Source organism: Franconibacter sp. IITDAS19 (assembly GCF_023079515.1).
In the GTDB taxonomy this organism is placed as follows: domain Bacteria; phylum Pseudomonadota; class Gammaproteobacteria; order Enterobacterales; family Enterobacteriaceae; genus Franconibacter; species Franconibacter pulveris.
The window spans coordinates 333,704-348,095 of the sequence record NZ_JALJCP010000005.1 but is presented as its reverse complement, the minus strand read 5'-3'; the positions used below and the strand labels follow the sequence as shown (position 1 = coordinate 348,095).

Below are 14,392 nucleotides of genomic sequence, written 5' to 3'. Positions count from 1 at the left end.
TACACTTACCTCTATGTTTCGCCGTCTCATTTATCACCCGGAAGTGAACTACGCCCTGCGCCAGACGCTGATCCTGTGTCTGCCGGTGGCGGTTGGGTTACTGCTGGGCCATCTGCAACAGGGCCTGCTTTTTTCGCTGGTGCCTGCCTGCTGCAACATCGCCGGGCTCGATACGCCCCACAAGCGCTTTTTCAAACGTCTGGCGGTCGGCGCTTCGCTCTTTGCCGTCAGCAGTTTTACCGTGCAACTGTTACTGGCGGACAATCTGCCGCTGCCGCTTATCTTTTTAGGCATGGCGCTGCTGCTTGGCGTGACGGCGGAGATAAGCTCGCTGCATGCCCGACTGCTGCCCGCTTCGCTTATCGCCGCTATTTTTACGCTAAGCCTTGCGGGGAACATGCCGGTCTGGGAGCCTATCCTGCTCTATATTTTCGGCACGCTCTGGTACGGGCTGTTTAACTGGTTCTGGTTCTGGCTGTGGCGCGAGCAGCCGCTTCGCGAGTCGCTAAGCTTGCTGTATCGCCAGCTGGCGGACTATTGCGAAGCGAAATATAACCTGCTGACGCAGCATACCGACCCGGAGACCGCCCTGCCCCCGCTGCTTACGCATCAGCAAAAAGTGGTGGACCTTATCAGCCAGTGCTATCAGCAGTTGCACATGCTGGCGGCCGGGAAACAGAGCGGCTATAAGCGTCTGCTGCGCACCTTCCAGATGGCGCTGGATTTGCAAGAGCATATTTCGGTCAGCCTGCATCAGCCGGAGGAGGTGCAAAAGCTGGTGGAGCGCAGCCATGCCGAGGCGGTGATCCGCTGGAACGCACAGACCATCAGCGCGCGCCTGCGCGTGATGGCCGACGACATTCTCTACCATCGCTATCCGCAGCGTTTCGCCATGGATAAGCAAATCGCCGCGCTGGAGAAAATCGCCCGCCAGCACCCGGACAACCTTGTAGGGCATTTCTGCGAATACCACTTCAGCCGCATCGCCCGCATCCTGCGCACCCAGCGCCCGCTCTATGCCCGCGACCTGATGGCCGACCGGCAGAAACGGCTGCCGCTCTTCCCGGCGCTGAAAAGCTACCTTTCGCTCAAATCCGCCGCTTTGCGCAACGCCGCACGGCTGGGAGTCATGCTGAGCATCGCAAGCCTCGTTGGCAACGCGTTCCATCTGCCCAAACCGTACTGGATCCTCATGACCGTAATGTTTGTGACGCAGAATGGCTACGGGGCGACGCGGGTGCGCATTCTCCAGCGAGCGGCCGGCACGCTGGCGGGGTTAATCATCGCGGGCGTCACGCTGCACCTGCATGTGCCGCAGGGCTACATGCTGCTGGTGATGCTGGCTATCACGCTCATTAGCTACCTTATCCTTCGCAAAAACTATGGCTGGGCGATGATTGGCTTCACGGTGACGGCGGTTTACTCCTTACAGCTGCTGTCGCTGAACGGCGAACAGTTTATCGTCACCCGGCTTATCGACACGTTGATTGGTTGCTTTATCGCTTTCGGCGGTATGGTCTGGCTGTGGCCGCAGTGGCAAAGCGGGCTGCTGCGCCAGAACGCCCACGACGCGCTGGAGGCGGACCAGGAGGCGCTGCGCCTTATCCTGAGCGACGACCCGCAGCCTGCGCCGCTTGCCTGGCAGCGGATGCGTGTCAACCAGGCGCATAACGCGCTTTATAACTCGCTGAACCAGGCGATGCAGGAGCCTGGCTTCAACGCCCACTACCTGGATGATATGAAGCTTTGGGTTACGCACAGCCAGTTTATCGTTGAGCATATCAACGCCATGACGACGATGGCGCGCGAGCACCATATGCTGACGCCGGAACTGGCGGCGCGTTATCTGGAGTCCTGTGAAATTGCGTTGCAGCGCTGCCAGCAACGGCTGGAATATGATGAGCCGGGGGAATCCCACGACGCGAATATTCTGGAGGGGCCAGAGACGCTGCCGGATACCGCGTTGAGCGTCATGGAACAGCATGTGCACCGTATTCTTGGCCACCTGAACACCATGCATACGATCTCTTCGGTAGCATGGCGTCAGCGGCCCCATCACGGCATCTGGCTTAAGCGCCGTCTGGGCTGATTAGCCTGTTACGCGCGCTACGGCTTTCGCAAAGCGCGCCATCCCTTCGTCGATATCCTCGCTTTCCACTACCAGCGACGGCGCGAAGCGCATCACATCCGGCCCGGCGTTCAGCACCATCAGCCCTTCACTGGCGGCGGCGTAGAGGAAATCCCGCGCGCGGCCTTTATAAGCGGGTTTCAGCTCCGCGCCGATCAGCAGGCCCATCCCGCGAATGTCGCTAAAAAGGTCGTACTGCTCATCGATAGCGCGCAGGTGACGTACAAACTGCTCGCGCTTCGCGTTAACGCCGTCCAGCACTTCCGGCGTGTTGATGATATCAAACGCCGCGCCCGCCACCGCGCAGGCCAGCGGGTTGCCGCCATAGGTGGAGCCATGCGAGCCGACATGAAACGCCGAGGCCACATCCTGCGTCGCCAGCACCGCGCTTACCGGGAAACCGCCGCCAAGCGCCTTCGCGCTGGTCAGAATGTCTGGCGTCACGCCGTAATGCATATAGGTAAAAAGCTTGCCGGTGCGGCCCATGCCGCTCTGTACTTCATCAAACACCAGCAGCGCCTGATGCTGGTCGCAAAGTTCGCGCAACCCCTGTAAAAACGCCGGCGTGGCGGCGGTAACGCCACCTTCTCCTTGCACAGGCTCAACCACCACTGCGCAGGTGTGGTCGTCCATTACCGCTTTAACGGCGCTCAGGTCATTAAAAGGCACGTGGATGATGTCGGCTGGCTTGGGGCCGAAGCCATCGGAATATTTCGGCTGCCCGCCGACCGAAACGGTAAACAGCGAGCGGCCATGAAACGCATTATGAAACGCGATGATTTTCGTTTTGTAAGGGCTGTGGCGGGTAATCGCGTAATGACGAGCCAGTTTGAACGCCGTTTCATTGGCTTCGGTGCCGGAGTTCATAAACAGCACGCGGTCAGCAAAGGTGGCTTCAATGATTTTACGACCGAGGCGCAGCGCCGGTTCGTTGGTAAACACGTTGCTGGTATGCCAGAGGGTTTCACCCTGCGTTTTCAGCGCCTCTACCAGCGCGGGATGGCAATGACCCAGCGCCGTCACCGCGATGCCACCGGCAAAATCCACATACTCATTACCCTGCTGATCCCACACCCGGCTGCCTTTGCCCTTTACCGGAATAAACTCCGCCGGTGCATAAACCGGCAGGATCACTTCATCAAAAGTTGCGCGGGTAATTGCAGTTTGTTCAGTCGCCATGTCATGCCCATCCAGTTAATGCGAAACCGCATATGAAAAGATAAGCATAAAATATGCATAATAAATCAATTAATGGCAATAAAAATTCAGCGGTTAAGGAAGTTTGCCAGCAGTTGATGCCCCTGCTCGCTGAGAATGCTCTCCGGGTGAAACTGCACCCCTTCGAGATCCCATCGCTTATGCCGAATGCCCATGATCTCCTGACGATCGGTCCAGGCGGTGACGGAAAAATCATCCGGCAGCGTCGGCGGGTCGATAACCAGCGAATGATAACGCGTAACGGTAAGCGGATTATTGAGCCCGGCAAAGACGCCTTCTCCGGTGTGCTGAATCTGCGACGTTTTGCCATGCATGACTTTTTCTGCCCGTACGACCGAAGCGCCAAAGGCCTGGCCGATAGCCTGATGACCGAGGCAAACGCCAAGGATCGGGAGCCTGCCCGCATAGTGGGAAATGGCCGCAAGCGAAATACCCGCTTCGTTGGGGGTACAGGGGCCGGGAGAGATAACCAGCTTTTGCGGCGCCAGCGTCGCGATGTCGGCAAGCGTTAGCTCGTCGTTGCGCTTCACCACCACCTGCGCCCCCAGCTCGCAAAAGTACTGATAGAGGTTCCAGGTAAATGAGTCGTAGTTGTCGATAAGCAGTAGCATGGCGGCTCCGGAAAAAAGAACCGCGTCATTCTACTCGCTTTCGCGCGCCTCGCTCACCACTTTGCTGAAGATCTCGCGCAGCGGCGCGAGGTCGCCCATAGCGCCCGCCTGGTTGGCCGCATTCCAGGCCGTTACATCCACGTCGCGCCAGTCGAGGCTGTAACCCGCATGCAGCGCCAGCTGTTCGAAGAAAACCCGCTGGGCGCGGCCGGTACCGATACGAAACGGGTGCAGGACGTTTATCTCGCAATAGTAGTGGGCAAGGCGCTCAATGAAAGCGTCAGGCTCCAGGCCGACCAGATACTTTTCGTCCTCCAGTTCCTGCATCAGGGCGTTGCCCTCTTTTTCGATATATTCGAAGTGGCAAAAGCGGGTATCGCCCTGGTAGATATCCACCTCGCGCAGCTCGCCCGCCCATTCATAGACATCCTGAAAAAGCTGGCGGTGGATGGCGCACAGGTGCGGCAACCCACGCGGCAAAGGCCCCAGTTCAAGGGTGGCGGCTCGCAGCGAGGTAAGCTCACGCTCGGCGTGCTGCAAGTCCTGCAAAGAATGGATGTTCAGCCGGTTGCGCAGCACTTCGCTGCCCGACCAGAAATAGGGGTCGCGCCCTTCGCCAAATTTATCGCTCATAGTGCCCCCTCCGTTCGTCGATGCGCGCCAGCGCTTCTTCGCGCGACAGGGTGATAAGAGGGATATCGATCCCTTCCAGACGGTTGCTGGCCTGGAAGTTGGCGTTCTTTTGCCGCTCCCACAGCCGGGCCTTCTGTTTGTCGGTAAGTTTTTTCGCCATAACGCCTCCCTGAACGTAACCGTATTTGCCACAAGTATAAGCAGCAATTGGCAGATGCGCAGAAAGCAGGAAGAAACGCGGGTGAGGGCCACCCGCGTCGGAAAAGATTAAGGCAGGACTTTCGCAGAGAGGATAACTACCGGTTTTGACGGCACATTCTGGTACGGACCCACATCGTGCGTCGGCACCTGAGCGATTTTATCGGCCACATCCATGCCTTTCACAACTTTACCAAATACGGCGTAACCAAAGTCGCGCTGGCCGTGATTCAGGAAAGCGTTATCGGCCACGTTGATAAAGAACTGGCTGGTGGCGCTGTCTTTATCGGCGGTGCGGGCCATAGCGATGGTGCCGCGCGTGTTCGGCAGACCGTTGTCCGCTTCGTTTTTCACCGGCGGGTTCGTGGTTTTTTGCTGCATGTCCGCCGTAAAACCGCCGCCCTGGACCATAAAGCCCGGAATAACGCGATGGAAAATGGTGTTGTTATAAAAACCGTTGTTCACGTAATCGACAAAATTCTTCACCGTTGCAGGGGCTTTCTGGCTGTTTAACTCCAGCTCGATGTTGCCTGCTGAAGTGGTGAGCAGTACGCGTGGATCGCCTTTCGCCGCCAGCGCGGCCGGAGAAAGCGCAGAGAGAGCAAACACAGCCGCGACAGCCGCCAGAGTCGTTTTAAACATGAAAAATTCCTTACGTGGGCAGTGATGAATGCAAGTGGATCGATTCTAAAGAGCGTTTGTTTAACGTGCCAGCGATTTACCAGGCTTTACGTAACGCTAAAAACCCGCATTGTCGCTATCACTTTATCCTGACCGGTTAATTTATGTGATAGATCTCAAGTAATAACAGATAAGTTGCAGCAAAAAAGTATCTCAATGTTTAATTGGATCACGTTCGAGCATAAAATGCGCATGCTTCCGGCGCTGTCAACGCGCTTTACATATCTATGCACAGGCTCCCCATGACTAACAGTAACCGCATCAGACTCACATGGATCAGTTTCTTCTCCTACGCGTTAACCGGCGCGTTGGTTATCGTCACCGGCATGGTGATGGGCAACATTGCAGAGTATTTTCATCTGCCTGTATCCAGCATGAGCAATACCTTTACGTTCCTTAACGCCGGCATTCTTATCTCTATCTTCCTGAACGCCTGGCTGATGGAAATTGTGCCGCTGAAAACCCAACTGCGTTTCGGCTTTTTGCTGATGGTTGTCGCCGTTGCCGCCCTGATGTACAGCCAGAGCCTTGCGCTGTTCTCCGCGGCAATGTTCGTGCTGGGCCTGGTCAGCGGGATCACCATGTCTATCGGCACCTTCCTTATCACCCATATGTATGAAGGCCGTCAGCGCGGTTCCCGCCTGCTGTTTACCGACTCCTTCTTCAGTATGGCCGGGATGATCTTCCCGATGGTCGCCGCGTTCTTGCTGGCGCGCGCCATTGAGTGGTACTGGGTGTACGCCTGCATCGGTCTGGTCTACGTCGCTATCTTCATCCTGACTTTCGGCTGCGATTTTCCGGTGCTCGGCAAACATGCGCCGAAAGCCGATCTGCCGGTTGCGAAAGAAAAATGGGGCGTCGGCGTGCTGTTCCTTTCCATCGCTGCGCTTTGCTACATTCTGGGTCAGCTCGGTTTTATCGGCTGGGTGCCGGAGTACGCCACCAAAGGTCTTGGCATGAATCTGAATGACGCCGGTACGCTGGTGAGCAACTTCTGGATGTCTTACATGATAGGTATGTGGGTGTTCAGCTTCGTACTGCGCTTCTTTGACTTGCAGCGTATCCTGACCGTGCTGGCGGGCCTCGCCACGGTGCTGATGTACTTTTTCATCACCAGCAAACCGGAGCACATGTCGTGGTTCATCCTGGCGCTGGGCTTCTTCTCCAGCGCGATTTACACCACCATCATTACGCTGGGCTCGCTGCAGACCAAAGTCGCCTCGCCGAAGCTGGTTAACTTTATCCTGACCTGCGGCACCGTCGGCACCATGCTGACCTTTATCGTGACCGGCCCGATTGTGGCGAATCACGGCGCGCAGGCTGCGCTGTTTACCGCTAACGGCCTTTACGCTGTGGTGTTTGTTATGTGCTTCGCGCTGGGCTTTGTGACTCGTCATCGCCAGCACTCGGCCGCCGCCGCCGCGCACTAATAAGCCTAATGTCCCCTTTCCGCCTGGAAGGGGACATCGTTCAGATCCCGGCGTTCAGCCATGAACGCCGCTCCGTCCCCGGTTAACGCTTTTCCTCTTGCGCATGGCCTCCCCTTCACAGGCATTTCTGGTCAGTTTCTTTAGTTGTTAACACCTTGTGAAAAAATTAGCGCCTCGCCGCCTTAATTGTCCTTTTTTGTTCAGAAAATCCTCAAACGTGAATTTCCAGAAATTTCCATAACTTAGAAAATAAAAGGAAAATCAAACATATACCTCTTAATGGGTATATAGAAGCGCACTTGATCCATATCAATAAGCGGGGGTGCTGAATCGTTAAGGTAGGCAGTAATAGAAAAGAAATCGAGGCAAAAATGAGCAACGTCAAACTCGCTATTATCGGTAACGGCATGGTCGGCCACCGCTTTATCGAGGACCTTCTCGACAAAGCCGAACCGGGCCAGTTCGACATTACCGTCTTCTGTGAAGAGCCGCGCATCGCCTATGACCGCGTGCATCTCTCCTCTTACTTCTCTCACCATACCGCTGAAGAACTCTCTCTTGTTCGTGAAGGCTTTTACGAAAAACACGGCGTGAAAGTGCTGGTGGGCGAACGCGCCATTACCATTAACCGTCAGGAGAAGGTGATTCACTCCAGCTCCGGACGCAGCGTCTATTACGACAAGCTGATCATGGCGACCGGCTCTTATCCGTGGATCCCGCCTATCAAAGGCGCGGAAACCCAGGATTGCTTCGTCTACCGCACCATTGAAGACCTGAACGCCATTGAAGCCTGCGCGCGTCGCAGTAAGCGCGGCGCGGTAGTGGGCGGCGGCCTGCTCGGTCTGGAAGCCGCCGGGGCGCTGAAAAACTTAGGCGTGGAAACGCACGTTATCGAATTCGCGCCGATGCTGATGGCCGAACAGCTTGATCAGATGGGCGGCGAACAGCTGCGTCGCAAAATTGAAAGCATGGGCGTGAAAGTTCACACCAGCAAAAATACGCAAGAGATCGTTCAGCAAGGCGTTGAAGCGCGTAAAACCATGCGTTTTGCCGACGGCAGCGAGCTGGAAGTGGACTTCATTGTGTTCTCCACCGGTATTCGCCCGCGCGATAAGCTCGCGAAACAGTGCGATCTTGCTATCGCCCAGCGTGGCGGCATTATGATTAACGACCAGTGCCAGACGTCCGACCCGGATATCTACGCTATCGGCGAATGCGCCAGCTGGAACAGCCGCGTTTACGGGCTGGTGGCACCGGGCTACAAAATGGCGCAGGTCGCGGTCGACCATATTCTTGGCAACGCCAACGCCTTCGAAGGGGCAGATCTGAGCGCCAAGCTGAAGCTGCTCGGCGTTGACGTGGGCGGCATTGGCGACGCGCATGGCCGTACGCCGAACTCCCGCAGCTACGTCTTTCTGGATGAAAGCAAAGAGGTCTACAAACGCCTCGTGGTGAGCGCGGACAACAAAACCCTGCTCGGCGCCGTGCTGGTGGGCGACACCAGCGATTACGGCAACCTGCTGCAACTGGTGCTGAACGCCATCGAACTGCCGGAAAACCCGGATTCGCTGATCCTGCCTGCGCATGCAAGCCAGGGCAAACCAGCCATCGGCGTGGATAAGCTGCCGGACAGCGCGCAGATTTGCTCCTGCTTCGATGTGACCAAAGGCGACCTGGTCGCCGCCATCGGCCGCGGCTGCCACACCGTTGCGGCGCTGAAAGCGGAAACCAAAGCCGGCACCGGTTGTGGCGGCTGTATCCCGCTGGTGACGCAGGTGCTGAACGCCGAACTGGCTAAACAGGGTATTGAGATAACCAATAACCTGTGCGAACACTTCGCTTTTTCTCGTCAGGAGCTGTATCACCTCATTCGCGTGGAAGGGATCAAAACCTTCGACGAACTGCTGGCGAAATACGGCAGCGGCTATGGCTGCGAAGTGTGTAAACCCACCGTTGGTTCGCTGCTTGCCTCCTGCTGGAACGAATATGTGCTGAAACCGCAGCACACTCCGCTGCAGGACACCAACGACAACTTCCTGGCGAATATCCAGAAAGACGGCACTTACTCAGTCATTCCACGCTCCGCCGGCGGCGAAATCACCCCCGAGGGGCTGATGGAAGTAGGCCGCATCGCCCGCGAGTTTAACCTCTACACCAAAATCACGGGTTCCCAGCGCATCGGCCTGTTCGGCGCGCGCAAAGACGACCTGCCGGAGATCTGGCGCCAGCTTATCAACGCGGGCTTTGAAACCGGCCACGCTTACGCTAAAGCGCTGCGTATGGCGAAAACCTGCGTCGGCAGCACCTGGTGCCGCTACGGCGTCGGCGACAGCGTGGGCCTGGGGGTTGAACTTGAGAACCGCTATAAAGGCATCCGCACCCCGCACAAGATGAAATTTGGCGTCTCTGGCTGCACCCGCGAATGCGCGGAAGCACAGGGCAAAGATGTCGGCATTATCGCCACCGAGAAAGGCTGGAACCTGTATGTGTGCGGCAACGGCGGCATGAAACCGCGCCACGCGGATCTGCTGGCGGCGGATCTCGACCGCGACACGCTGGTGCGTTACCTCGACCGCTTCATGATGTTCTACATCCGCACTGCGGATAAGCTGACCCGCACCGCGCCATGGCTGGACGCAATGGAAGGCGGCATCAACTACCTGAAGAGCGTCATCATCGACGACAAGCTGGGTCTGAACGCACAGCTGGAAGCGGAGATGGCCCGTCTGCGCGAAGCGGTTATCTGCGAATGGACTGAAACGGTCAACAACCCGCAGGCGCAGGTTCGCTTCAAACACTTTATCAACAGCGATCGTCGCGACCCGAACGTGCAGGTCGTGGCGGAGCGCCAGCAACACCGTCCGGCCACGCCGTATGAGCGCATTCCGGTCACCTTCGTGGAGGAGGAAACTGTATGAGCCAGTGGAACACCGTCTGCCAGCTTGATGACATTATCCCGGCAACCGGCGTCTGCGCCCTGCTTGGCAATAAACAGGTCGCGATTTTCCGCCCTCGCGCCAACGAGGAGGTTTACGCCATCAGCAATATCGACCCGTTCTTTGAAGCGAGCGTCCTCTCCCGCGGCATCATCGCTGAACATCAGGGCGAGCTGTGGGTGGCGAGCCCGCTGAAAAAGCAGCGTTTCCGCCTGCGCGACGGGCTGTGTATGGAAGATGAAAGCCGTTCTGTCGCGCATTTTGAGGCGCGCGTGAAGGACGGTCAGGTGCAGGTGAAGGCGTAACCCAGAAAGGCTACAACAACGCCTTCAGGGTTTCAGGCGGGTCGCGCTTCGCTTACCCGTCCTACGCGCTCTCTGACATGGAGACAGCGGGTCGCGCGAAATTTTACGCCAGGCTCGGCACTGCCCGGTTCCCTCTCCCGTCCGGGGAGAGGGCCAGGGTGAGGGGCAAGCGCAAGGCAGGATGAATAAGCGCACCCACCCGTTTTTTCCCGTGCCTTCGCGCCACGCGAAGAAAAGCAGTAAAGCAGAGAGGCACAAGCCTCCGCTCATTAAAAATGTTCCATCGGCGTTCTGCTTACCGGAGCGTCAGTTAAGGACAACAACGATTACGCGTGCGGAAAACCGCCGCGCCGCCATAAGGCGAACCTTTTTACGTTTTGATTTCACTCACTTTTTAGGATAACCACTATGTTTACCGATACGATCAACAAGTGCGCGGCGAATGCCGCCCGCATCGCTCGCCTCTCGGCAAATAATCCGCTGGGCTTCTGGGTCAGTTCCGCCATGGCGGGCGCTTATGTAGGGCTTGGCATCATCCTGATTTTCACGCTCGGCAACCTGCTTGACCCGTCAGTGCGCCCGCTGGTGATGGGGGCCACGTTCGGCATCGCGCTCACGCTCGTTATCATCGCAGGCTCCGAGCTTTTCACCGGCCACACCATGTTCCTGACGCTTGGCGTTAAAGCGGGCGCTATCAGCCACGGCCAGATGTGGGCCATTCTGCCGCAAACCTGGCTTGGCAACCTCGTAGGCTCGGTGTTTGTCGCCCTGCTCTACAGTTGGGGCGGCGGCAGCCTGCTGCCGGTGGATACCAGTCTCGTCCACACCGTAGCGCTCGCCAAAACCACCGCGCCCGCCACCGTGCTGTTCTTTAAAGGCGCGCTCTGCAACTGGCTGGTCTGTCTTGCTATCTGGATGGCTATCCGCACCGAAGGCGCGGCGAAATTCATCGCTATCTGGTGGTGCCTGCTGGCTTTTATCGCCTCCGGCTACGAACACTCCGTCGCCAACATGACGCTCTTCGCGCTCTCATGGTTTGGTCATCACAGCGAAGCCTATACCCTCTCCGGCATCGGCCATAACCTGTTGTGGGTAACTCTCGGGAATACCCTTTCCGGCGTCGTATTCATGGGTTTAGGTTATTGGTATGCTACCCCGCGCGCAGAGCGCCCGCAGCCTGCCGCGCAGACCGCTACTGAAACCGTCCGATAAGCCCGATAAGAAGGATAAGCCGTGGATCACCTGCCCATATTTTGTCAGTTACGCAATCGTCCTTGCCTGCTGGTTGGCGGCGGGGATGTGGCAGAACGCAAGGCGCGTCTGCTGATGGAGGCAGGAGCCATCGTCACCGTTAACGCCCTGGATTTCACGCCGCAGTTTCAGGTCTGGGCGCAACAGGGCATGCTGCACCTGGCGGCGGGCGAATTCGACGCCCGCCTGCTCGATACCTGCTGGCTGGCGATAGCCGCTACGGACGACGACGCCGTTAACCAACAGGTGAGCGACGCTGCTGAAGCGCGCCGAATTTTCTGCAACGTGGTGGATGCGCCAAAGCAGGCGAGCTTCATCATGCCTTCTATCATCGACCGTTCGCCGCTTATGGTGGCAATCTCCTCCGGCGGCACCTCGCCAGTGCTCGCCCGCCTGCTGCGGGAAAAACTCGAAGCGCTACTGCCGCAGCACATCGGCGAACTGGCGCGCTATGCAGGCAAGCTGCGCAAGCGGGTGAAAGCGACGTTCGCCACCATGAGCGAACGTCGCCGTTTTTGGGAAAAACTGTTTGTTAACGACCGCCTCGCCCAGTCGCTCGCCAATAATGACCAACCCAACGTGGCGGATATTACCGAAACGCTGTTCAGCGAACCGCTGGAAAACCGCGGTGAAGTGGTGCTGGTGGGCGCAGGTCCCGGCGACCCGGGGTTATTGACGCTAAAAGGGCTGCAGCAGATTCAACAGGCGGACATCGTGGTTTACGATCGCCTGGTTTCCGATGAGATCATGAATCTGGTGCGCCGCGACGCCGATCGCGTGTTTGTCGGCAAACGCGCTGGCTACCACTGCGTGCCGCAGGAAGAGATTAACCAGATCCTGCTGCGCGAGGCCCAGCGCGGCAAACGCGTGGTGCGCCTGAAAGGCGGCGATCCGTTTATCTTCGGGCGCGGCGGCGAAGAGCTGGAAACCCTGTGCCACGCAGGCATTCCCTTCTCCGTGGTGCCGGGCATTACCGCCGCCTCCGGCTGCTCCGCCTACGCCGGCATTCCGCTCACCCACCGCGATCACGCCCAGAGCGTGAGGCTGGTCACCGGCCATCTGAAAACTGGCGGCGAGCTGGACTGGCATAACCTGGCGGCGGAAAAACAGACGCTGGTGTTTTATATGGGCTTAAACCAGGCGGGCGCCATTCAGGAAAAACTGCTGGAACATGGGATGGATGCCGCTATGCCGGTTGCGCTGGTCGAAAACGGCACCAGCGTCAAGCAGCGCGTGGTCGACGGCACGCTCATGCAGCTTGGCGAACTGGCGCAGCAGGTTGAAAGCCCGAGCCTGATTATCGTCGGGCGCGTGGTCGCGCTGCGTAATAAACTCAACTGGTTCTCTTCGAAATAAACCTCCCTGTGCGGGCTAGCTGTGCTTGCCCGCTACTTTCTTTCCTTATCTTTCAATAAGATGTCGCCATAAGGCGTTACATGCCGCTAACAAGTGGCGATTTTGTGATCCATCTCGCCAATACAATTCATCATATGTTGTTATATTCGTTATGCGTCATCTCATCATGAAAACAGCATAGCGATTTCTTCATGACCCGCGCCGTTTCGGGTCATGCGGCCTCCTGCTGCCTTCATCCAGGCGACGCGCTCTGAACCCCTACAACTCCATTTGAAAACTAAAAAAGGTAACGATATGGAAGGCCAGGAACTCCAACGCAAGCTCGGCTTCTGGGCCGTGCTGGCCATTTCCGTCGGAACGACCGTCGGTTCCGGTATTTTCGTTTCGGTTGGTGAAGTGGCGAAAGCGGCAGGCTCCCCGTGGCTCACGGTGCTCGCTTTCGTCATTGGCGGTTTGATTGTGATCCCGCAGATGTGCGTTTATGCGGAGCTCTCTACCGCCTATCCCGAAAACGGCGCAGATTATGTCTACCTGAAAAACGCCGGCAGCCGGCCGCTGGCGTTTCTCTCTGGCTGGGCGAGCTTCTGGGCGAACGATGCGCCTTCGCTCTCCATTATGGCGCTGGCGATAGTCAGCAACCTCGGTTTTCTGGTCGCGATAGACCCGTTCACCGGCAAGCTTATCGCCACCGGGTTAATACTCGCGTTTATGCTGCTGCACCTGCGTTCGGTAGAAGGCGGCGCGACGTTCCAGACGCTTATCACCATCGCCAAAATCATCCCCTTCGCCATCGTTATCGGCGTCGGCATTTTCTGGCTGAAAGGCGATAACTTCGCGGCGCCTGCGACAGCGGCGACCACCAGCGCGGCGGCGGGCATCATGGCGCTGCTGGCGGGTATTTCCGCCACCAGTTGGTCTTATACCGGCATGGCGTCCATCTGTTACATGACCGGCGAAATCAAAAACCCCGGCAAAACGATGCCGCGGGCGCTGATTGGCTCCTGTTTGCTGGTGCTGGTGCTCTACTCGCTGTTAGCGCTGGTTATCTCCGGGCTGATGCCGTTTGACAAGCTCGCCGCCTCCGGCACGCCTATCTCTGACGCGCTGACTTATATTCCGGCGCTTGGCAGCGTGGCGGGCGTTTTCGTCGCCGTCACCGCGATGATCGTGATTCTGGGCTCGCTTTCCAGCTGCGTGATGTATCAGCCGCGACTCGAGTATGCGATGGCGAAAGATAACCTGTTCTTCAAATGTTTCGGCCACGTACACCCGAAATACAACACGCCGGATGTTTCCATCATCCTGCAATGCGCGCTCGGCATTTTCTTTATCTTTGTTTCCGACCTCACCAGCCTGCTCGGCTACTTCACGCTGGTGATGTGCTTCAAAAACACCCTCACCTTCGGCTCCATCATCTGGTGTCGCAAACGTGAGGATTACAAACCGCTGTGGCGCACCCCGGCCTTTGGTCTGATGACCTTCGCCGCCATCGCGTCAAGCCTCATCCTGGTCGCTTCCACCTTCGTGTGGGCGCCCGTCCCGGGCCTAATCTGCGCCCTGATTGTTATCGCCACTGGCCTGCCCGCTTACGCCTTCTGGGAAAAGCGCAACCGCCGTCTGGCTCATGTTTCCTAACCCTGTCTGG

12 protein-coding genes are annotated in these 14,392 nt (G+C 57.7%); 7 read left to right on the top strand and 5 right to left on the bottom strand.

The window, feature by feature from the left end; genetic code table 11:
- Positions 1-13 precede the first annotated feature (13 nt).
- Positions 14-2,089, top strand: a complete 2,076-nt coding sequence (locus MT962_RS15950) for a YccS/YhfK family putative transporter (protein WP_048888806.1) — start codon at positions 14-16, stop codon at positions 2,087-2,089.
- Here the strand turns inward: MT962_RS15950 and MT962_RS15945 are convergent, their stop codons facing one another.
- The 5 genes from MT962_RS15945 to ppiA all read right to left on the bottom strand — a co-directional run bounded on the left by MT962_RS15945 (position 2,090) and on the right by ppiA (position 5,430).
- Complete coding sequence (locus MT962_RS15945; protein WP_029590541.1) at positions 2,090-3,307, bottom strand: aspartate aminotransferase family protein; 1,218 nt, start codon at positions 3,305-3,307, stop codon at positions 2,090-2,092.
- 86 nt (positions 3,308-3,393) lie between these two features.
- Positions 3,394-3,957, bottom strand: a complete 564-nt coding sequence (gene pabA, locus MT962_RS15940; protein ID WP_024558173.1) for an aminodeoxychorismate synthase component 2 — start codon at positions 3,955-3,957, stop codon at positions 3,394-3,396.
- A 30-nt stretch (positions 3,958-3,987) separates the two neighbouring features.
- Complete coding sequence (locus tag MT962_RS15935) at positions 3,988-4,590, bottom strand: putative adenosine monophosphate-protein transferase Fic (RefSeq protein ID WP_024558174.1); 603 nt, start codon at positions 4,588-4,590, stop codon at positions 3,988-3,990.
- Positions 4,580-4,750: a YhfG family protein gene (locus tag MT962_RS15930; RefSeq protein WP_071788492.1), complete on the bottom strand. Its 171-nt coding sequence runs from the start codon at positions 4,748-4,750 to the stop codon at positions 4,580-4,582. Before MT962_RS15930 ends, MT962_RS15935 begins: the two co-directional genes overlap by 11 nt.
- Before the next feature lie 107 nt (positions 4,751-4,857).
- The gene (gene ppiA / locus MT962_RS15925) at positions 4,858-5,430 is read right to left on the bottom strand and encodes a peptidylprolyl isomerase A (RefSeq protein ID WP_024558175.1); all 573 of its coding nucleotides are present in this window, start codon (positions 5,428-5,430) and stop codon (positions 4,858-4,860) included.
- Positions 5,431-5,711: 281 nt separating this feature from the next.
- Between ppiA and tsgA the strand changes: the two genes are divergently transcribed.
- The 6 genes from tsgA (at position 5,712) to frlA (ending at position 14,382) form a co-directional block, all read left to right on the top strand.
- Positions 5,712-6,899 (top strand): MFS transporter TsgA, encoded by a 1,188-nt coding sequence (tsgA, locus tag MT962_RS15920; protein WP_024558176.1) that lies wholly within the window; start codon positions 5,712-5,714, stop codon positions 6,897-6,899.
- A 371-nt stretch (positions 6,900-7,270) separates the two neighbouring features.
- Entirely contained in the window at positions 7,271-9,817 is a 2,547-nt protein-coding gene (gene nirB / locus MT962_RS15915) for a nitrite reductase large subunit NirB (protein ID WP_024558177.1), read from the top strand.
- Positions 9,814-10,140: a nitrite reductase small subunit NirD gene (gene nirD, locus MT962_RS15910; RefSeq protein WP_024558178.1), complete on the top strand. Its 327-nt coding sequence runs from the start codon at positions 9,814-9,816 to the stop codon at positions 10,138-10,140. Before nirB ends, nirD begins: the two co-directional genes overlap by 4 nt.
- Positions 10,141-10,548: 408 nt before the next feature.
- Positions 10,549-11,352 carry a nitrite transporter NirC gene (gene nirC / locus MT962_RS15905; RefSeq protein ID WP_024560248.1) on the top strand — a complete coding sequence of 268 codons (804 nt, stop codon included), beginning with the start codon at positions 10,549-10,551 and terminating at the stop codon, positions 11,350-11,352.
- Positions 11,353-11,373: 21 nt separating this feature from the next.
- Positions 11,374-12,747 (top strand): siroheme synthase CysG, encoded by a 1,374-nt coding sequence (gene cysG, locus MT962_RS15900; RefSeq protein ID WP_247366038.1) that lies wholly within the window; start codon positions 11,374-11,376, stop codon positions 12,745-12,747.
- Positions 12,748-13,041: 294 nt separating this feature from the next.
- A complete protein-coding gene (gene frlA / locus MT962_RS15895; RefSeq protein ID WP_024558181.1) occupies positions 13,042-14,382 on the top strand; it encodes a fructoselysine/psicoselysine transporter FrlA in 1,341 nt (446 codons plus the stop codon).
- Positions 14,383-14,392 lie beyond the last annotated feature (10 nt).